Source organism: Pseudoalteromonas sp. S3785, assembly GCF_005887365.1.
Taxonomy (GTDB): Bacteria; Pseudomonadota; Gammaproteobacteria; order Enterobacterales; family Alteromonadaceae; genus Pseudoalteromonas.
The window spans coordinates 59,241-79,700 of the sequence record NZ_PNCT01000032.1 but is presented as its reverse complement, the minus strand read 5'-3'; the positions used below and the strand labels follow the sequence as shown (position 1 = coordinate 79,700).

Genomic DNA, 20,460 nt, shown 5'->3' with positions numbered 1-20,460 from the left:
CGTATAAATGCCAAACAGGTTCTGCCTAGGGGCCATTTACTCTTTGTTGCCTACATGGATGTAGGTAAGGGGCGTGAGCAGGACGCGGAAGCTTTACTCGGTTTTTACTTAGCCTACTAGGTTACAAACCTCGCACCACGATTAAATAAGCCCCTAGATTGAACAAATTTTAATCCTGAAAGGTCAACAGGCCTCAATAGAGTGTATTTTAATTGCCTTTACATATAACCAAGCTTGAAAAAACTGCATTATTAGTGTGCTTTACTCTTAGTGCTATTGCATTTTTGGCTCCTCAACTACTTACTGATCATTTGCAACCGCTCATAAATAGCGCCTTAAGCTTTTTAGGGGCGCCGTTTTTTTTGTTAGTCAATTTTTTACTACTTGCCGTCATTGTTATTGCCATAAGCCCGCTTGGTAGGCGAAAAGTAGGCGGGGACGCTGCCCGTGTTGAATTTGGCTTGTTTGGTTGGCTGTCTATGCTTTTTGCGGCAGGAATGGGATCGGGGCTCATTTTTTGGGGTGTAGCAGAACCTGCACTTCACTCAGTTAATCCTGTACTAAAACAAAGTTTATATGAAAACACTCAAACGAGTGGCTTGGCGCTTACACTTGTAAATTGGGGAGCACATGCATGGGCGCTATATGCGGTGTTTGGCTTAGTTTTAGGAGGGCTTAGTACTAAAAGTGGTGAGGCTGGCGATATAGCCGCGCCCGTTCTTAATGTAACCAAAGGGGTTATAAATAGCAGTTGGCAATTTAAGTTGAGCTTTAGTATTAAACTTATAGCCATATTCGCAATATTTTTTGGCGTCGTGGGGACTATTGCAAACTCAACATTATTGCTTCGTAAAGGGTTGGAATTAAAGCTTGGCATTGAGTCAGTATTGCTTTCGGGTTTAATTATAATTAGTTTAATTGTGGTTTTGTATACGGTTTCTGCAAAGCTAGGCCTGAAAAAGGGGGTGCAAGCGCTGAGTAAGTTTAATGTGCTCTTAGCTTTTGGCATGATTATATGGTTAATGTTTTATGTGCCAATAAAACCAATTATTGATATAGCGATAGGGGGGACTTGGGATTACATTCAGCTCATTACTACTGGTACTTGGCAATTAGAAAGCGTACTTAAAAACCCTGAATGGGCTAATGGTTGGACTTATAATTACTATTTTTGGTGGCTAGCATGGGGGCCATTCGTGGGTGTGTTTTTAGCTAAAATAAGCCAAGGTAGACCTGTGTGGCAATACATTATAGGTGTAGTGTTTGTGCCTACCTTAGTAACCATAATATGGTTTAGTGTTTTTTCGGGGTCGGCTATATCGTGGGATCAAACGCATAATGCAGGTATTTTAGCGGCTATTAAAGCCGATTACACCCAAGGGTTATTTGTATTTTTTGAACAACTAGGGTGGCAAGGAAGTATTTTAATTTGGTCAAGCTTGCTGCTTTTGCTCATTTTTGTAGCTACATCGGCAGACTCAGCAATACTAATAATAAAGGAGTTAAGTTCTTCCAATAAAAATGCGCATACTAATAACACCGTAAATTTATATGGTTGGTCATTTGCTTTAGGCTTATGTGCTTTTATATTACTTGTTCAAAATAATGAGCCACTCAATAGAAGTGTTGCCATTATTGGTGCGCTTCCCTTTTTGGTTATTTTTATCTTGCAGCTGGTGGGTTTTATTAAAGAGTTTATAAGTGAATTTAAGCACTAGCGCTTACATATTTTTACAATGCTATTTATAAAATTGTATATAATTTAGGTAATTTTATTGCAAGGGTTAATAATGCGTATTTTATTAATTATTCTATTTTCAAATCTATTAATTGGATGCACTGCTGCGGGTATTATTTTAGATGGGGCAGCACGTTCTCAACCTGGCCCAGTAAACGCAGGGCCTGTCGTAAAAGACGAAGAGGGTTTTAGCTTTACTAAGCTTGGTGCTCAAGTTGATATGGCTATAGTTAAATTTGTAAAAGGTGAGGGCAATAACAATACGGTACAAGTTTGCAGGCAAGTTAGTAAAGTATTGAAAGAGTGTGTAGAAGTAGAGAAATCTGATCTACACACTAATGAGGTTACGCAGTTAAAAACTGACTATGAAATGATAAGTGTTGGTCAATAAAGCTGCTTATAAAAAAGTAACTATGATCATAGCCTGCTTGCATTTCAATACTAAGCGGATAGCCTTTATTTTTAGCAACAGCCGCTAAGTTTTGTGGCTTAAGTTGCTCCTCTAAAAACCCATCGGCATCGCCCTGTGTTACAAGCATAGGGAGAAAATCAGCCTGCTGCGCTTTTTTCATCAACTCGCACGAATCGTATTGACCCCAAAGCGCTTTGTCGGTGCCTAAGTAACCCGTAAATGCTTTCACGCCCCACGGGCAGTCAATTGGATTAACAATAGGGCTAAAGGCCGATGCGCTAACATACGCTTTAGGGTTTTTAAGTGCGACCATTAAAGCACCGTGGCCGCCCATAGAGTGACCACTAATAGCTTTAGTGCTTGTTACCGGGAAGTGTTGCTCAATAAGCATAGGTAGTTCATCAACTACATAGTCATACATATTAAAATGTGTATTGAACGGTGCTTGCGTTGCGTTTACGTAAAAACCCGCGCCTTGGCCAAAGTCGTAGTTATCGTCATCAGGAACATTATCACCACGTGGGCTTGTATCAGGCGCTACAATAGCAATACCCAGCTCAGCTGCTTTTTTAAATGCGCCGGCTTTTTGCATAAAGTTTTCGTCTGTACAGGTTAAACCCGATAGCCAATAAAGCACTGGCACTTTATTAGTTTCGCTTGCGCCTGGGGGTAAAAATACCGCAAAACGCATTGTGCAATGGGTACTGGTTGCAGTGTGGGTATATTGTTTGTGCCAACCACCTGCTACTTTTGTACTTGAGATATTTTCTAACATAAAAATCCTTAAAAGCCGCAAACAATTAAGTAATACGGCTTTTTAATCCATAAGTTACCAATAGCGTATTAGTAGTGAATTACTGTACGAATACTTTTACCTTCGTGCATTAAATCAAACGCATCGTTAATTTCTTCAAGGCTCATTGTATGGGTAATAAAGTCGTTAAGCGCAAATTCGCCTGCCATGTAACGCTCAACGATTTCAGGTAATTGCGAACGGCCTTTAACGCCACCAAATGCGCTACCACGCCATACACGCCCTGTTACAAGCTGGAAAGGTCGGGTTGAAATTTCTTGGCCAGCACCGGCCACACCAATAATAACCGACTCACCCCAACCTTTATGACAACACTCAAGTGCTGAGCGCATTACATCAACGTTACCAATACACTCAAACGAATAATCAACGCCGCCATCGGTCATATCAACAATTACTTCTTGAATTGGTTTGTCGAAATCTTTTGGATTAATTAAATCGGTTGCGCCAAGTTTTGTTGCAAGGTCAAATTTGCTGGTATTGATATCAACACCAATAATGCGACCAGCGCCTGCCATTTTTGCACCAATAATGGCCGATAAACCAATGCCACCTAAGCCAAAAATAGCCACGGTATCGCCTGGTTTTACGTTTGCAGTGTTTGTTACCGCGCCCATGCCTGTGGTTACACCACAGCCTAATAAACAAATCTCTTCGAGCGACGCTTCTTTATTTACTTTTGCAAGTGAAATTTCTGGCAGTACGGTGTACTCAGAAAAAGTAGACGTGCCCATGTAGTGATAAATTGGTTGGCCGTCTTTAAAAAAGCGTGTAGTGCCATCTGGCATTAGGCCTTTACCTTGTGTTTCGCGCACTGCTGAACACAGGTTAGTTTTGCCTGAGGTACACATTTTACATTCACCACATTCAGCAGTGTATAAAGGAATAACGTGATCGCCTACTTCAACACTGGTTACGCCTTCGCCCACTGCATACACAACGCCTGCACCTTCGTGGCCTAAAATTGCAGGGAAGATACCTTCAGGGTCTTCACCTGATAAAGTAAATGCATCAGTGTGACAAACACCTGTTGCAGTAATTTTTACCATTACTTCGCCTTTTTTGGGCATCATCACATCAACTTCTTCAACGCTTAACGGTTGGTTTGGACCCCATGCAATAGCTGCTTTTGATTTTATAAATTCAGACATATGCTTATCCTTTGTAGTGGTTTTAAATAACAATTGTAGACCCAAAGTGTTTGGGTGATGGCTCTATTGTATTTGTTTCTCAAATAATGATAATCTCTGATTTATTAAAACACTTTTACAGTATGGTAATAATGGCACGTTGGGATGGCATAGACGAGTTTATAGCCGTGGGTGAAGAGGGCAGTTTTACAGCAGCGGCTAATGTACTGGGGTTGTCGGTTGCTCATATAAGTCGCCATGTAACAGCGTTGGAGCAGCGTTTAAATACCCAATTACTCACCCGTACCACCCGAAAAGTGGTATTAACCAAAGAGGGTGAAGCCTTTTTACATCAAACTAAGCAATTACAACATGCTATGGACGATGCAACGCAAAGCTTAGCTACGCAGCAAACAACGCCAAAAGGGAAAATTAAATTAACAGCACCAGTTATGTATGGTGAAACTTTTATTATGCCTATTGTGCACAATTTTATGGACGCTCACCCTGAGGTTGAAGTTATTGCTACACTTTCTAACGAGCAAGAAAACCTACTCGAAGGCGGGTTTGATTTAGCCATTCGGTTAGGGCATTTAAAAGATTCAAGCCACAGAGCACGGCGTTTAAGTGCTAGGCGCTTTATAATGTGTGCCTCCCCCGATTATTTATCCCGAGTAGGTGAGCCTCATACCCTAGGTGAGCTAACACAACATCAATGTTTAATTGGTAACAGTAGTTACTGGCGAGTAAACGAAAACGGCCGTGATAAACACATTAAAATTGCAGGGCGCTTGCGCTGCAATAGTGGATGGGCGTTAGTTGATGGCGCAAAAAAAGGCTTAGGAATAGTCCAGCTACCTAATTATTACATTGAAAATGAGCTACGAACGGGTGAGCTTGTGCCCGTATTAACCCCTTATCAGCCGGAACAAGAAGGTGTGTGGGGAATTTACCCGCCGCGTCAGTTTGTTGCCACTAACGTAAGAGTATTACTCGATTATTTAGTGGCTGGACTTGAATAAAGCGCGCTTAAAATATAGCCAAGTGTAAGATTTATAAATTATTTCTTACATTTATGGTCATATTCAATTCATCTTAGTTCGTGCTACTATAGCCGCACACTTTTAGCATAAATGTTTTAAATAATATGTTTCAACCGGTTAGCTTATTTATAGGGCTCAGATATAGCCGCTCCTCTAAAGGAAATGCGTTTATATCGTTTATTTCATTTTTTTCTATTGCCGGAATAGCCATAGGGCTTATGGCCTTATTCACTGTAAGCAGTGTAATGAATGGCTTTGAAAACAGTTTAAAAACTAATATGTTAGGGCTCATTCCTCACGTAGAAATACAAGCTAATAAACACACCAGCGCGCAAATGAATGCGTTAAAAGCTGATTTAGAGCGCTCAGATTACGTAGATCACGTAAGCCTATACCGCCATGGCGAAGCCATTTTGCAAACCAATAAAGACTTACACGGCGTATTACTGCAAGGCTTGTATGGCGATAACGGCTCGTTATATAAAATTACCGATAAAGTTGTGCAGGGCAATTGGCAAAACGTTTTAAATGATAGCTACAGCATAGCTATTAGCCGTTATTTAAGCCGTAAACTTGGTGTTGGTATGGGAGAAAAATTGCGCGTAATTATGCCTAATGCCTCTACATATACGCCACTTGGGCGCGTACCTAGTCAGCGTTTATTTAAAATAGCCGCAATATACGAAACCGGCTCAGAAATAGATATGGGCCTTGCATTTACCAGCGGTGCATCTTTACAGCGGGTATTAAAGCTTAACAAAAATACCGCGCCTAACTTAAGTGTCTCGTTACATGAACCCTTTGAATTAGCGCAATTTACAAAGGACAGCCAACTTATTTTACGCGATTATCAAGTAAGTGACTGGCGCAGTAGCCAAGGCACGCTATTTGCCGCGGTTGCCATGGAAAAACGTATTATGTCTATGTTGTTAGGGCTGATTGTATTAGTGGCTGTATTTAATATTGTTTCGGCACTGACTATGATGGTGAGTGAAAAACAAGGCGAAGTGGCGATATTACAAACCTTAGGTTTAACGCCTTCACAAGTACAAAAAGTGTTTATGGTGCAAGGCTTGTATAACGGGGTTATTGGCACCGCGATAGGGGCATTTTTAGGTGTATTGTTTAGCTTATATATTAATGAACTACTCGCTGCTGTAGGGCTAAACCTACTCGCAGGTGTAGAGCTTCCGGTAAAGTTTGATGTGTTAAGTCTCGTTATTATTGCGCTTAGCAGTATTGCAATGAGCTTTTTAGCCACTTTATATCCTGCGCGCAAAGCCGCAAAAGTAAAACCAGCAGAGGTATTGCGTTATGAATGATTTAGTTATTAGCTGTCAAAACTTAAGTAAAGTTTATCAAGATGGCCAAAACCAAGTAGAAGTATTAAAAGGGGTAGACCTATCACTTAACCAAGGAGATATGCTGGCTATAGTGGGCAGCTCGGGCTCAGGGAAAAGTACCTTACTGCATATTTTAGGCACCCTTGATACGGCTACATCGGGCAGCGCTAAAATAAAAAATCAAGACGTTGCTAAATTATCGCGAACAGATCAAGCGGCGTTTAGAAATCAAAACTTGGGTTTTATTTATCAGTTTCACCATTTATTAATGGAATTTAGTGCAGTTGAAAACGTGGCTATGCCGCTGTTAATTAAAGGGCTCAACGCTAACGAAGCGAAAGGGCAAGCGCTTGAAATGCTCGATAAAGTAGGTTTAGCGCATCGTAGTGAGCATAAACCATCGGCACTGTCGGGTGGAGAGCGCCAGCGTGTTGCTATCGCCAGAGCGCTGGTGACTAAACCCGCATTAGTGTTAGCCGACGAACCTACCGGTAACCTTGATAAGCAAAATGCAATTAAAATTTACGATTTAATTAATGAGCTTAATAAAAGCTTAAATACTAGTTTTGTAGTGGTCACTCACGACTTAGAGCTTGCAGACAAGCTAGGTAAAATTGCGTATTTAGATGATGGGAAACTTGCCATTAAAGAGTCGCACCATGTTGCTTAGTTTATTTTTAAGTGAACGTTTTAGAGCGTATTCTGGCCATAAAGACGAAAAAAACGCATTTGTAAGCTTTATTGCCAAAGCCTCTACTGTTGGTATTTTATTAGGGGTGGCGGTGTTAATTGTTGCGCTTTCGGTTATTAATGGCTTTGAGCAGCAACTTGTGCATCGTTTATTAAGTGTGGTACCGCAAGTTGAATACGTAGCACCAAGCAGGCCAATTGCCAATTGGGCTGAAAAAGTTGAACGGTTAGAGCACCAGCCACATGTTACTGGTGCTGCGCCGTTTATAGCGGTAAATGGTATGGCGCAATTTAAAAGCCAGCTAAAAGCGGTAGAAGTACGCGGCGTTGAACCAAGCTATGAAGGAAATGTATCGGCCATAAACCAATTTACCCAAGGCACACTGGTTAGTCAGCTGCGCACGAATGAAGTTATTTTAGGTCAGCAAATTGTTAAGCAATTAGGCGCTAATATAGGCGACACTATTACTTTACTCATTCCTAAAATTAGTGAGCAAGGCAAGTCACTATTAGCCCCTAAACGCGTAACGTTAACACTTGCGGGCATTATAGAAATGGGTGGCCCAATAGATAGCACCGCTGCGTTTATTCATTTAAATAAAGCACAAAGCGTTTTAGGTTACGATAATAGCCAAGTAACTGGGCTTAGGTTAAGTGTTGATGACGTATTTGAGGCGCATCAAATTGCACTGCGGGTTGGTCAAACTATTAGTGATTATGTGTACGTGTCTAGTTGGTTTAGAACGCAAGGTAGCTTGTATCAAGATATACAAATGGTACGTACCATTGTTTATATAGTGGTATTTTTAATTATAGCGGTAGCCAGTTTTAATATTGTGTCATCCTTGGTAATGGAAGTACGCGAAAAGCAAGGCAACATAGCTATTTTAAAAACCATGGGCGCTAAAGACAGTACTATTTTAGCTACATTTGTCATGCAAGGTTTAACGCAAGCTTTTGTTGGGGTACTACTTGGTACATTAGTCGGGGTTGTACTTGCGCTTAATATAAGTGAGCTGTTTACATGGGTGAGTCATTTATTCGGTGCTAACCCACTCGAAGGCGTTTATTTTATTGAGTTTTTACCCAGTAAATTAGTACTTAGTGATATAGGTATAACAGTGATAGTTACCTTTATTTTAGCTGTACTTGCTACTATTTACCCCGCGTGGCAAGCAACGCGTGTCGACCCTGCAAAAGTGTTGGGTAATTAACAACTTTTTATAGCGTAAATTTCAATAGGGCAGCGTGCCTCAAGCTGCTAAACTGCGCGCTCATTTAACGTGGGCGCTCTAATTTAGCCTCGCTCTCTACTCAGGAAATTACTTTGACAAATAACGATATTTTACGCCGTGTTCGCTATACCTTTAATTTAACCAATACTGCCATGGTCGGTATTTTTGCCGCCGCAGAGGCAACAGTTACCATTGAGCAAGTTGTTGCATGGTTAACAAAAGAGGGCGAGCAAGGGTTTGTTAAAATGTCAGACACTGAGTTTGCTACGTTTTTAAATGGCTTTATTAATACTAAGCGTGGCAAGCGTGGAGGCCCACAGCCTTTGCCAGAGGCTAAGCTAACCAATAATATTATTTTTATGAAACTGCGTATTGCGCTAAACATGAAAGCAGAAGATGTTATAGCAACACTTGCACAGGTTGACTTTGAATTAAGTAAGCATGAGCTTAGTGCGTTTTCTCGCAAAGTAGAAAACAAACATTACCGTGTGTGTAATGACCAAATTTTGCGTTTGTTTTTAACAGGTGTTCAGCAGCAGTATCGCCCTACAGAGTAAATAAATTATTTAACGCTAAAAGCTCAGCAATTGCTGAGCTTTTTTGTAGTTAATATTTGCGGCTAAGAAAAGGCCTTATCAGTAAGTAATTGCTGCATTTGCTCTCGCATTTTAAACTTTTGCAGTTTGCCTGTTACTGTCATTGGGTAACTCTCTACAAAGCGAATATAACGGGGCATTTTAAAATAGGCGAGTTTGTCTTTTAAAAATGCACGTATTGCTTGCTCATCAAGAACTGCATCTTCTTTTGGTTGGATCCACGCGCACACTTCTTCACCGTACTTTTCATCACTAATACCAAATATAGCGGCATCTTGAACACCTGGATAAGTGTAAAGAACCTCTTCAATTTCGCGTGGGTAAATATTTTCGCCACCTCGAATAATCATGTCTTTAATGCGGCCAACAATAGTAACAAATCCTTCGCTGTCCATTACCCCCAAATCACCAGAGTGTAACCAACCTTCATCATCTATAGTGGCTTGTGTTTTTTCTTCGTCATTCCAATAGCAGCGCATTATTCCGGCGCCTTTACTACAAACCTCACCGGGTACTCCTACTTTTTGAATATTACCCAGTTCGTCAATAATTTTAACTTCAGTGTGAGCAAGGGCGCGGCCAACGGTTGTTACTTGACGCTCTATAGATGAGTCGGTTTCGGTTATATTATTGATTGGGCTGCATTCTGTTTGCCCATACGCAATTAAAACCTGATTCATATTCATTTGTGTTTGTACTTTACGCATGACTTGCTCAGGGCACGTAGAACCTGCCATAACACCGGTGCGCAACGTGCTAAGGTTATAGTTAGTAAAATTAGGCAGCTCTAACTGGCTAATAAACATAGTAGGCACACCGTGCAGCGCCGTGCAGCTTTCTTGCTGTACTACATCAAGCGTGGTTTTTGCATCAAATGCATCGCTAGGGTATATAGCTGCGGCGCCTTTAGTTACACACAAAAGACTGCCAAGCACCATACCAAAACAATGATACAGCGGCACAGGAATACATAGTTTATCTTGTGCTGTAAAATGCATAGCATCAGCAACAAAAAGTGCATTATTAAGTATGTTTTTATGCGTGAGTGTCGCACCTTTAGGGTTGCCCGTGGTGCCGGAGGTAAATTGAATATTTATGTCCTGATCGGCACTTAAATTTGCAGCAATAGCGTTGAGCTCTAGCTTATGAGCTGGCGTGGCCATATTCATAATATCCGAAAAAGAAAACATGCCAGGGCTTGTTTCATCACCAATCCGTATTATATTTTTAAGGCTAGGTAAAGCGTGAGATGACAGCTTCCCATTTTCACACTGCTTAAGTTCTGGCGCTAAACTATTTAACATATCTATATAGTTACTGCCCTTAAATTGCGAAGCGGTAATGAGTGTTGAGCACTCAACACTGTTTAATGCAAATTGAAGTTCGTTAGGGCGATAGGCTGGGTTGATGCACACCATAATGGCACCTATCTTGGCGCTCGCAAATTGGGTTAAACACCACTCAATGTTATTGGGTGACCATATTCCGACCCGATCTCCTGGCTTAATACCTATGGCTAATAGCCCCATAGCAAGTTGATTAACTTCTTTTTGAAACGCTCTGTACGTTAAGCGTACATTTTGATGGCTAACAACGACAGCAAGCGAATCAGGGTGTTTGTCGACAATAAAGTCAAAGTATTCGCCAATTGTTTTATCCGTAAGCGGCGTACTTTGCGCACCTTTAAAATAGCTTTTTGTGAGCGGTAATGTGTTTATTTGTTCTACCTCTTTTACCGAGCGCGATGGTGTAATCATGTGCTTCTCCGTATTAATGTGTGTCAGTTACTTATATCAATTCGTGATGATGAGTCAGTATTATTTTACGTAGCCTCTAATAGCTGTGTAGAAAATTAAAATAGTTAAGCGAATTGTTATGAGCTGTAGTTAAAATAAACACAAATTGTCGACAAAGAAAGAGGGGGTAGACTAATGTACTAAGCGTTACGAGAAGTTAAATGAAAATGTTTTATAGAAGGGCTATAAAAAGCTAGGTTTTATGCAGGCATAAAAAAACGCCACTAAAAGGCGTTTTTATAATTTGTTTTAGTCGCTTAAAGGCTTATAGCTCATCACTGCGGTAGGTTTTTTTCATAATGTATACATAGGCATTAACAAAAGCGTTTTCTTGGTACTTTTTAAGGCCGGTGTCTTCAAACGCAATAGGAATTGGGTTGCGTTTGAGCTGCTCTTTAATTTCGGTCGTTGAGAACACGCGAACATCTAACTCTTCAATTAATTGAATCGCTGTTTCCATTTTAAAGCCCTTTGCACTGCCTGCAAATTTACCTTTAGGTTGGCGCTCACGAATGGCAACAGAATCAATTTGATAATCTTGCATTAGCTTTGCAAAATCAAATTGAAATTTACGCATTATTTCAGTGTCGTTACCGTTACCTAAGGTAAAGCGTGTTTGGCGCACATCGCGAATATCAAATACGTCGTTATCTTTACTTAAAATACAAAGTAGTACATCGCTACCGGTAATTTCTACACCACATGTTCTCATTGCTGTTCTCTAATATAACTTAATTGTTAGGTATTATACCCAACATCTAATAAATTGCGAGAGCGAGGCTTTGCGTGTGCATTTTAATAATCAATAAACTCAAGTTGTCACATCCTTAATTTAAATTAGCGAGCGAAAAACAAAAAAATGACTATTTTAGGTAAAATTTCAAGTAATGAGCGTGCTTTAAACTTGTAATTGATACTCTATCACGCGACAATATCTTTTTTGTAGTTGAGCAGACTCAGCATCTACATTAGTCATTTGTGGCGAAAAATAGTCAATGCTTATTCGTAAAAGCGTTGTCGAGTCATTCTCATTTAATTTATTTAAAAATACACGTGATACATTGTAGGTGTCACCACTGTATGTAAGGATTTATAATGCCAGTTATTACTCTTCCTGACGGCAGTCAGCGTAGTTTTGAAAACCCTGTAAGTACTCTTGATGTAGCTAACGATATTGGCCCTGGTCTTGCTAAAGCAACCATTGCTGGACGCGTTAACGGCGAGCGTGTTGATGCGTGCGATATGATAAACGAAGATTCGCGCCTTGAGATCATCACCGCAAAAGACGACGACGGCTTAGAAATTATTCGTCACTCGTGTGCTCACTTAATCGGTCACGCAGTTAAGCAGCTTTTCCCTGACGCTAAAATGGCTATTGGTCCAACTATCGATAACGGTTTTTACTACGATATTGATATGGAACACTCTTTGTCTCAAGAAGACTTAGATGCTATTGAAAAGCGTATGTTACAACTTGCAAAAACAAATTACGACGTAGTGAAAAAAAATGTAAGCTGGCAAGAAGCACGCGATACGTTTGAAGCGCGTGGCGAAACGTACAAAATGGAAATTTTGGACGAAAACATCGCAAAAGATGACAGACCAGGATTATACCATCACGAAGAGTACGTAGACATGTGTCGTGGTCCACACGTACCAAACATGAAATTCTGCCAAAACTTCAAAATAATGAAAGTGGCTGGTGCATACTGGCGTGGCGACTCTGAAAACAAAATGCTACAGCGTATTTACGGCACAGCGTGGGGCGACAAAAAGCAACTCAAAGCGTATCTTAAACGTTTAGAAGAGGCTGAAAAACGCGATCACCGCCGTATTGGTAAAGCCCTTGATTTATGGCACTGGCAAGAAGAAGCGCCAGGTATGGTATTTTGGCATAACGATGGTTGGAGCATTTACCGCGAGCTTGAAGAGTTTGTTCGTGAAAAACTGCGTGAATACAGCTACGAAGAAGTTAAAGGTCCAATGATGATGGACCGCTCTTTGTGGGAAAAATCAGGTCACTGGGAAAAATACTCAGACGCCATGTTTACCACAGAGTCTGAAAAACGCGAATACGCTATAAAACCAATGAACTGCCCAGGTCACGTACAGATTTTTAACCAAGGTTTAAAATCGTACCGTGATTTACCACTGCGTATGGCTGAGTTTGGTTGTTGTCACCGTAACGAACCATCAGGTGCTTTACACGGCTTAATGCGTGTACGTGGCTTTACACAAGATGATGCTCACGTGTTCTGTACAGAAGAGCAAGTAATGGACGAAGTGTCAGCGTGTATTAAGATGGTTTATGATACCTATGAGACATTCGGTTTTGATAAAATTGTAGTGAAGCTTTCTACGCGCCCTGAAAAACGCATCGGCGACGATGAAATTTGGGACAAAGCAGAGGTTGCATTAGCCGATGCACTTAAAGCAAACGACATTGAATTTGATTACCTACCAGGTGAAGGTGCCTTTTACGGACCTAAAATTGAATTTACTTTGTACGATTGTTTAGACAGAGCGTGGCAATGTGGTACAGTGCAACTCGACTTTGCATTACCGGGTCGTTTAGGCGCTACTTATGTAGCTGAAAACAACGAACGACGTACGCCAGTTATGATACACCGTGCTATTTTAGGCTCAATTGAGCGCTTTATCGGTATTTTAACTGAAGAATACGCTGGTTTATTCCCAACGTGGCTTGCGCCAAAGCAAGTGGTAATTATGAACATTACCGATAAACAAGCAGATTACGTGCACGAAATTGTACAAAAATTAAATAAACTTGGAATTAGAGCCGCTGCTGACTTGAGAAATGAGAAGATTGGCTTTAAAATCCGAGAACATACACTTAAGCGTATTCCTTACTTACTGGTTGTTGGCGATAAAGAAGTTGAACAACAGGAAGTAGCAGTACGTACCCGCACAGGTGAAGACCTAGGCAAATTTAATGTTGATGATTTTGTAGCTAAAATTAGCGAAGAAATTAAAAATCGACAGTAAAAATCGAGCGTGTAGGGCAATCACAAACAGCCAACTACACGCTTATATTATTGATATTCTTGGAGGAACGTACCATTAGAGGCGGCAAGAAAGGGCAACAAACAGCTCAAAAAAATCGTATTAACGAAGAAATTACAGCTCAAGAAGTTCGTTTAATCGACATCGAAGGCGAACAAGCTGGAATTCAGTCATTAAAAGACGCACAAGCTATGGCTGATGCAGCGGGTGTTGATCTTGTAGAGATTAGCCCAAACGCTGAGCCGCCTGTTTGTAAGGTTATGGACTACGGTAAGTTCATCTTTGAAAAAAGCAAAGAACTAAAAGAGCAGAAGAAGAAGCAAAAGCAAATCCAGATTAAAGAAATCAAATTCCGTCCTGGTACGGATGAAGGTGACTATCAGGTTAAGCTGCGCAACTTACGTAAGTTCTTAGAAGCTGGCGATAAAGCTAAGATCACTATCCGCTTCCGTGGCCGCGAAATGGCTCACCAAGAAATTGGTATCGAATTATTAAACCGTGTTAAGGCTGATTTAGAAGAACTTGCAGTAGTTGAGTCTTTCCCAAATCGTGTTGAAGGCCGTCAAATGGTTATGATGATGGCGCCTGTTGCTAAAAAGTAATTTTTAAGCGATAATGCGCACCGAATTTAGCCCAGGTACCCAAGTAATATGTAAATATTCACCTGTGCTAACCGGTTTTAAAGTAAAATTGCGGCATTTATGCTGGGTTTTCACCGGAATATGGCAGTAAGTTAGGCCTAAAAGTGGAGCTATAGAAATATATCTCACGCCTGCTTACTAATTTTTAAGCAATACATTTGGAGTTATTGCAATGGCTTATAAGCTAAAAAGTCACAGAGGCGCTGCTAAGCGTTTCAAGAAAACTGCTTCTGGCGGTTTCAAGCGTAAACAAGCGCATCTTCGTCACATTCTGACTAAGAAAACTTCTAAGCGTAAGTTACACCTACGTCCTAAGATGATGGTTCATAAAAATGACCATGGTCTAGTTTCACGTATGTTACCATTCGCTTAATAGGGGTTTTTAGAAATGGCAAGAGTTAAACGCGGCGTTGTCGCACGTGCACGTCACAAAAAAGTTTTAAAGCAAGCTAAAGGTTACTACGGAGCACGTTCACGTGTTTACCGCGTAGCTTTCCAGGCAGTTACTAAAGCGGGTCAATACGCTTACCGTGACCGTCGTGCTAAGAAACGTACTTTCCGTCAATTATGGATTGCACGTATCAATGCAGCTTCACGTCAAAATGGTCTGTCTTACAGCCGTTTTATCAATGGTCTTAAAAAGACTTCTGTAGAAATCGATCGTAAGATCCTTGCAGATATCGCTGTTTACGACCAAGTTGCATTTGCAGCGCTTGTTGAAAAAGCAAAAGAAGGCCTAGCGGCAGCTTAAGCTTTTTAAATAAGTATTAAAGAGGAGCCCTAGGCTCCTTTTTTTGTGCCTATAATTTAAGACTCACCTAATAATATCTCCCAACAATAATACTTTTTTGATTTGAGGGCTAAATGTGTCGCTATCTGCGTTAAAAAAGTCTCGTTTAGAACAACTAAATAGCAAAATTTTTTGTTTCGCTAGCACTATGTATTTCCATCCTCAAAATAGATCACCTAATAAAGTGCATGGGTATCAGCGGGCTTTCTTTTTTGTTGAATCACCGCACTTTTATAATATCGCTATGTTTACTTGGTATAATTTGTTTTATTAAAGCGTTTGTTAGAGAAAACTATGTTTGCAAGTCTGTTATTTTTATCTGCAATTGTGGCAGATAACAGTCATTTACCGCCTCTTATTCCTTGGCAAGGTAATAGCGTTTCGTTGTTACAGCAACAAGGCCCGTTAACCACTGATTTTGAGTTGTCTCAGGGTAAAGCTTCGCCAAATTATGCCGACACAATGGCGTTTGTAGATAGATTAGTTGCTGCAAATCCCACACAGTTTCAATCTCAAACAATAGGGTACAGTAATAGCAAACGAGCTATTAAAATGTTGGTTGCCAGTGAGCAAGGGTTCTTTGAAGCAGGGCAGATGGCTAACAGCACTAAGCCAACTATTCTTATCCAAGCCGGTATTCATGCAGGCGAGATAGATGGTAAAGACGCTATGTTTATGTTGCTGCGCGATATTGCAACAGGTAAGCGCCGTGATATTTTAAAAAAGGTAAACATACTTTTTATTCCTATCTTAAACGTAGATGGCCATGAGCGTAGCAGTGCATTTAATCGTATAAATCAGCGCGGCCCTGCAAAAATGGGCTTTAGAACCAATGCAAATAATCTAAACCTTAATCGCGATTTCACTAAGTTAGATACACCCGAGGTAAAAAGTGTTTTAAAGGTTATTAATGATTATAACCCCAACTTGTACATTGATGTGCATGTTACCGATGGCGCAGATTATCAATACGATGTTACCTATGGTTATAATCCCGTTTTTGCCAGTGAATCGCCCGCGATATCGGATGCTTTAGATCAGTATATAAAGCCGGTTATTAACGAAACATTACAAAAGCAAGGACATATACCTGGGCCATTAGTGTTTGTTATGGATAAACGCGACTTTAAAAAAGGCCTTGCAGGTTGGGTGGCTACACCGAGATTTTCAAACGGGTGGGGCGATTTAAAGTCATTACCAACAATTTTAGTTGAAAACCATTCTTTAAAACCTTATCAACAACGCGTATTAGGCACCTATGTATTTTTAGATGGGGCGATAAACGCGCTCTCTCAGTACAGCCATGAACTTGCTAACGCCGTAAAAAAAGAGCAAGAATTTGTACCTGATAAACTAATTGTTAAACGATCTTATGCAAAACAAGCAGACACAATTAGTGGGTTTAAAGGGGTAGAGTACACTTCAAGTGTAAGTGCGCTTTCGGGGCAAACTGAAGTTAAATATTTGGGAAAAGCCTATACCTACACTGACTTACCGATTTATTGGCAAAAACAGGTTGAACGAGTTGTTGATGTGCCACAGGCATTTTTTGTACCGCCCGTGTATAGCGATATAATAGAAAAGCTTAAGTTACATGGGGTGTCTGTTAATAAACTTAAAGGCGCGAATACACAACCATTAAAGCTTGCTAAAGTATTGGATTATTCGTTTGATAAAGCCCCGTTTGAAGGGCGTTTTAGAGTCTCAGCAAGTTTTGATTATGTGCCTGCGATAAATGTAGATTTAGACGGTTGGTATCAAGTAAACACGCAACAAAAGGCAGGGGAATTAGCGGTTCATTTATTACACCCGGAAGCTCCTGATTCATTTTTCGCGTGGGGTGAGTTTAATACGATTTTTCAACGAACAGAATACATGGAAAATTACGCGTTAATCCCATACGCACGGAAAATGCTTAAAGACAACCCAAAACTTGCCCTTCAGTTTGATAAAAAACTTAAAGATAAAGCATTTGCGCACGATGCCAATGCACGTTTGAACTGGTTATATTCACATACCCCATTTTATGATGAAGCGTATTTAAAATACCCAATTTTAATGTCGTATGAGCAAGTAGCCGTTATCCCCGATCAAAAAGATAAAGAAATTTAATATGCGCGTTATTACGATACCCGTGACTCCTTTTTCCCAAAATTGCAGAATAATCAGCTGTACAGAAACAAAGCAAGCAGTGGTAATTGACCCAGGTGGCGACACACAAAAAATTATAGCCACGCTTAATGAACACAAATTAGTATTGAGCGCTATTTGGCTTACGCATGGGCATTTAGACCATGTAGGTGCAGCCGATGAATTACGCGCACACTACAATGTACAAATTATTGGCCCGCAAAAAGATGAGTCATTTTGGTTTGAAAACCTGCCTATGCAAGCACAAATGTTTGGTTTTCCTGCTATTAAAGCTTTTTACCCTGATATTTGGCTTAATCATAATGATGTATTAACGCTTGGCAAACTTAGCTTTAGTGTTAAGCATTGCCCGGGGCACACACCTGGTCACATTGTGTTTTATGAACCTGCTCAGCAATGCGTTATTGTTGGCGATGTTATTTTTAAAGGGGCTATAGGGCGTACAGATTTCCCTAAAGGCAACACAGAGCAGCTGATTGAGTCTATTAAAAGCCATATTTTAACGCTTGAAGATAACACGCGTATTTTGGCCGGCCATGGTGAAGATTCGACTGTAGGCCACGAAAAACGCACTAATCCATTTATAAGTGGCCAATTTGGTTAATTAAAATCCATGAAAATGCAAAATTATTGCAGACGGAATTTTAAATTGGCTGTATAATTTAACCAGTTTATTAGATAAATAAGAAATAAAATGTCTCTAAATCACGTAGATCGCCAAATTTTGGCACTTTTACAACAGGACGCAAGTCTTTCAACTGCTGAAATTGCAGACAAAGTAGGCTTATCTCAATCACCTTGTTGGCGACGAATTGCTAAGCTTGAACAAGATGGCTACATCAAAAGTAAAGTGGCGCTTTTAGATGAGAAAAAGCTTGGTTTTGACATGCTTGTATACGCACATGTGCGCTTATCAAACCATGGCAAGAAAAACTTAGCTGAGTTTGAAAAGCTAATTATGAGCTATGACGAAGTGACAGAATGTTACACAATGGCCGGTACTATGGACTTTATGCTGCGTATAATCTCACAAGGTATAGAAGGCTATGAGCACTTTGTACGTGACAATTTACTCAGCTTAGAATACGTTCAAGAGGTACACTCTAACGTAACCATGACATGTGTAAAACGCAGTACATCTCTTCCTCTATAAAATAAACGACAAAAAGTTAAGCTATACTAACAAAGCTAATAACGCTGTGTGCGAATTGTTAAATGAGCGCTAATTTGGTAACATTTAGCGCTTTTTCGATCCTAACCAAATAACCCCCTGAGGAACTCAATGTTTAACTTACTCAGCAAAGCGCCTAGCTCTGCTAAAAACGATATTTTATCTGGCTTAACTGTAGCACTTGCTCTCGTTCCAGAAGCTGTTGCGTTTGCTTTTGTAGCAAATGTCGAACCTTTAGTTGGTCTCTATGCCGCGTTTATCGTTGGTTTAATTACGGCTATTTTTGGTGGCCGCCCAGGTATGATTTCGGGCGCTACCGGTGCATTAGCGGTTGTAATGGTAAGTTTGGTACTCGATCACGGTGTTGAGTACTTATTTGCCACAGTGCTCTTGATGGGGATACTGCAAATACTCGCGGGGGTATTTAAGCTTGGTAAATTTATACGCATGGTTCCGCATCCGGTTATGCTTGGCTTTGTAAATGGGTTAGCGATAGTTATATTTTTAGCACAACTTGGCCAGTTTAAAGTACCCGATGGTGCAGGCGGCCAGCAATGGATGACGGGCGAAGCCCTTTACATCATGTTGGGTTTAGTGGCGTTAACTATGGCTATTATTCACTTTTTACCAAAACTAACTACTGCGGTGCCTTCTTCTTTAGTGGCTATTGTAACTGTAACCGCGTTAGTAATAGGCCTTGATTTAGACTCACGCACTGTACTTGATTTTCTAAAAGGAATGACAGGTAATGAATCGGCGACTATTGCCGGCGGCTTGCCAGAGTTTCATATACCAATGGTTCCATTTACCTTAGACACTTTTTATATTATTTTTCCGTATGCATTAATTTTAGCGGCTATTGGCTTAATTGAGTCCTTGTTAACGCTGAGCCTAATTGATGAAATTACCGAAACCCGTGGTCACTCAAATAAAGAGTGTATTGGCCAAGGTGCTGCCAATGTAACGTGTGGCTTTTTTGGCGCTATGGGGGGTTGTGCCATGATTGGGCAATCGATGATTAACATTAATTCGGGCGGACGCTCGCGCTTGTCGGGTATAAGTGCAGCATTAATGCTACTTGCTTTTATTATATTCGCATCTAGCTTAATAGAAATGATCCCATTGGCTGCGCTTGTCGGTGTTATGTTTATGGTTGTGCTTGGTACGTTTGAATGGGCAAGCTTTAAAATGATGAAGCGCGTACCACTGTCTGATGCTTTTGTTATTGTATTAGTATCTGGTGTGACTGTAATAACAGATTTAGCCATTGCTGTGTGTGTTGGTGTTATTGTTTCTGCCTTAGTTTTTGCTTGGCAACATGCAAAACATATTTACACAACCAACTACATTGACGAGCAAGGTGCTAAAGTATACGAACTGCATGGCCCGTTATTTTTCGGCTCAGTGAAAAACTTCTCTGAGTTATTTGATGTTAAAAGTGACCCTAAAGATGTAATTATTGAGTTTAAACACAGTCGCGTTGCCGATCACAGTGCTATAGAAGCCATAGACAGCCTAGCTGATAAATACACAAAAGCAGGTAAGCAGCTTCACTTACGCCACTTAAGTAAAGATTGTAAGCAGTTGTTACACAAAGCACGTGATTTAGTCGAGGTTAACGTAATTGAAGACCCAACTTATAAAGTAGCCTCAGATAAGCTTGCCTAGTTTACAAGCTGGCTTTGTACATACGAGCTGATTGAATCGGCATTTTAAAAGCGAAAGGTTAAAGCCTTTCGCTTTTTTATTGGCTTAACTTTGCGGTAAGCCTCTTAAAAATTAAGATAGTTGGTACTGCTAACACTTTGTAATAATCGATATAATAACCAAACCAGTGGTTAAATTAGCTAACGTAAATTTAACTTATTGGCTAACTTATACGGAGT

19 protein-coding genes are annotated in these 20,460 nt (G+C 40.4%); 15 read left to right on the top strand and 4 right to left on the bottom strand.

What is annotated here, in order from left to right:
* The first annotated feature begins 254 nt into the window (after positions 1-254).
* Positions 255-1,718, top strand: coding sequence for a BCCT family transporter (locus tag CWC17_RS09630; protein ID WP_249935913.1), 1,464 nt, complete (start codon positions 255-257; stop codon positions 1,716-1,718).
* A gap of 72 nt (positions 1,719-1,790) precedes the next feature.
* Entirely contained in the window at positions 1,791-2,129 is a 339-nt protein-coding gene (locus CWC17_RS09625) for a hypothetical protein (RefSeq protein WP_138612715.1), read from the top strand.
* On the opposite strand, the gene fghA is transcribed toward CWC17_RS09625, so the two are convergent.
* The gene (fghA, locus tag CWC17_RS09620; protein WP_138612714.1) at positions 2,083-2,925 is read right to left on the bottom strand and encodes an S-formylglutathione hydrolase; all 843 of its coding nucleotides are present in this window, start codon (positions 2,923-2,925) and stop codon (positions 2,083-2,085) included. The two genes, CWC17_RS09625 and fghA, sit on opposite strands and share 47 nt — an antisense overlap.
* Positions 2,926-2,993: 68 nt before the next feature.
* A complete protein-coding gene (locus tag CWC17_RS09615) occupies positions 2,994-4,115 on the bottom strand; it encodes an S-(hydroxymethyl)glutathione dehydrogenase/class III alcohol dehydrogenase (RefSeq protein WP_055016445.1) in 1,122 nt (373 codons plus the stop codon).
* Between the two features lie 131 nt (positions 4,116-4,246).
* Here CWC17_RS09615 and CWC17_RS09610 point away from each other — a divergent pair, with 131 nt between their 5' ends.
* The 5 genes from CWC17_RS09610 (at position 4,247) to CWC17_RS09590 (ending at position 8,962) form a co-directional block, all read left to right on the top strand.
* Positions 4,247-5,116, top strand: coding sequence for a LysR family transcriptional regulator (locus CWC17_RS09610; RefSeq protein ID WP_171037660.1), 870 nt, complete (start codon positions 4,247-4,249; stop codon positions 5,114-5,116).
* Positions 5,117-5,241: 125 nt separating this feature from the next.
* Positions 5,242-6,459, top strand: coding sequence for a lipoprotein-releasing ABC transporter permease subunit (locus CWC17_RS09605; protein WP_138612713.1), 1,218 nt, complete (start codon positions 5,242-5,244; stop codon positions 6,457-6,459).
* Entirely contained in the window at positions 6,452-7,150 is a 699-nt protein-coding gene (lolD, locus tag CWC17_RS09600) for a lipoprotein-releasing ABC transporter ATP-binding protein LolD (RefSeq protein ID WP_138612712.1), read from the top strand. The genes CWC17_RS09605 and lolD overlap by 8 nt, the downstream gene beginning before the upstream one ends.
* Positions 7,140-8,384, top strand: a complete 1,245-nt coding sequence (locus CWC17_RS09595) for a lipoprotein-releasing ABC transporter permease subunit (RefSeq protein WP_138612711.1) — start codon at positions 7,140-7,142, stop codon at positions 8,382-8,384. The genes lolD and CWC17_RS09595 overlap by 11 nt, the downstream gene beginning before the upstream one ends.
* A gap of 113 nt (positions 8,385-8,497) precedes the next feature.
* Entirely contained in the window at positions 8,498-8,962 is a 465-nt protein-coding gene (locus CWC17_RS09590; protein WP_138612710.1) for a YehS family protein, read from the top strand.
* Positions 8,963-9,024: 62 nt separating this feature from the next.
* Here CWC17_RS09590 and CWC17_RS09585 read toward each other — a convergent pair whose 3' ends face one another.
* Together CWC17_RS09585 and CWC17_RS09580 are read right to left on the bottom strand one after the other, a co-directional pair.
* Positions 9,025-10,758, bottom strand: a complete 1,734-nt coding sequence (locus CWC17_RS09585; protein ID WP_138612709.1) for an AMP-binding protein — start codon at positions 10,756-10,758, stop codon at positions 9,025-9,027.
* 304 nt (positions 10,759-11,062) lie between these two features.
* On the bottom strand, positions 11,063-11,509 hold the full coding sequence (locus CWC17_RS09580) for a DUF3010 family protein (protein ID WP_004587837.1): 447 nt from the start codon (positions 11,507-11,509) through the stop codon (positions 11,063-11,065).
* 383 nt (positions 11,510-11,892) lie between these two features.
* Here CWC17_RS09580 and thrS point away from each other — a divergent pair, with 383 nt between their 5' ends.
* The 8 genes from thrS to CWC17_RS09540 all read left to right on the top strand — a co-directional run bounded on the left by thrS (position 11,893) and on the right by CWC17_RS09540 (position 20,242).
* Positions 11,893-13,803 (top strand): threonine--tRNA ligase, encoded by a 1,911-nt coding sequence (thrS, locus tag CWC17_RS09575; protein WP_004587838.1) that lies wholly within the window; start codon positions 11,893-11,895, stop codon positions 13,801-13,803.
* Between the two features lie 59 nt (positions 13,804-13,862).
* Entirely contained in the window at positions 13,863-14,423 is a 561-nt protein-coding gene (gene infC / locus CWC17_RS09570) for a translation initiation factor IF-3 (RefSeq protein ID WP_024034072.1), read from the top strand.
* A gap of 211 nt (positions 14,424-14,634) precedes the next feature.
* Positions 14,635-14,835, top strand: coding sequence for a 50S ribosomal protein L35 (gene rpmI, locus CWC17_RS09565; protein WP_004587840.1), 201 nt, complete (start codon positions 14,635-14,637; stop codon positions 14,833-14,835).
* 15 nt (positions 14,836-14,850) lie between these two features.
* A complete protein-coding gene (gene rplT / locus CWC17_RS09560; RefSeq protein ID WP_004587841.1) occupies positions 14,851-15,213 on the top strand; it encodes a 50S ribosomal protein L20 in 363 nt (120 codons plus the stop codon).
* A gap of 333 nt (positions 15,214-15,546) precedes the next feature.
* The gene (locus CWC17_RS09555) at positions 15,547-17,364 is read left to right on the top strand and encodes a M14 family metallopeptidase (RefSeq protein ID WP_138612708.1); all 1,818 of its coding nucleotides are present in this window, start codon (positions 15,547-15,549) and stop codon (positions 17,362-17,364) included.
* A 1-nt stretch (position 17,365) separates the two neighbouring features.
* The gene (locus CWC17_RS09550; protein ID WP_138612707.1) at positions 17,366-18,007 is read left to right on the top strand and encodes an MBL fold metallo-hydrolase; all 642 of its coding nucleotides are present in this window, start codon (positions 17,366-17,368) and stop codon (positions 18,005-18,007) included.
* Positions 18,008-18,097: 90 nt separating this feature from the next.
* A complete protein-coding gene (locus CWC17_RS09545; protein ID WP_002960703.1) occupies positions 18,098-18,556 on the top strand; it encodes an Lrp/AsnC family transcriptional regulator in 459 nt (152 codons plus the stop codon).
* Between the two features lie 129 nt (positions 18,557-18,685).
* Positions 18,686-20,242: a SulP family inorganic anion transporter gene (locus CWC17_RS09540; RefSeq protein ID WP_055016453.1), complete on the top strand. Its 1,557-nt coding sequence runs from the start codon at positions 18,686-18,688 to the stop codon at positions 20,240-20,242.
* The last annotated feature ends 218 nt before the right edge of the window (positions 20,243-20,460 follow it).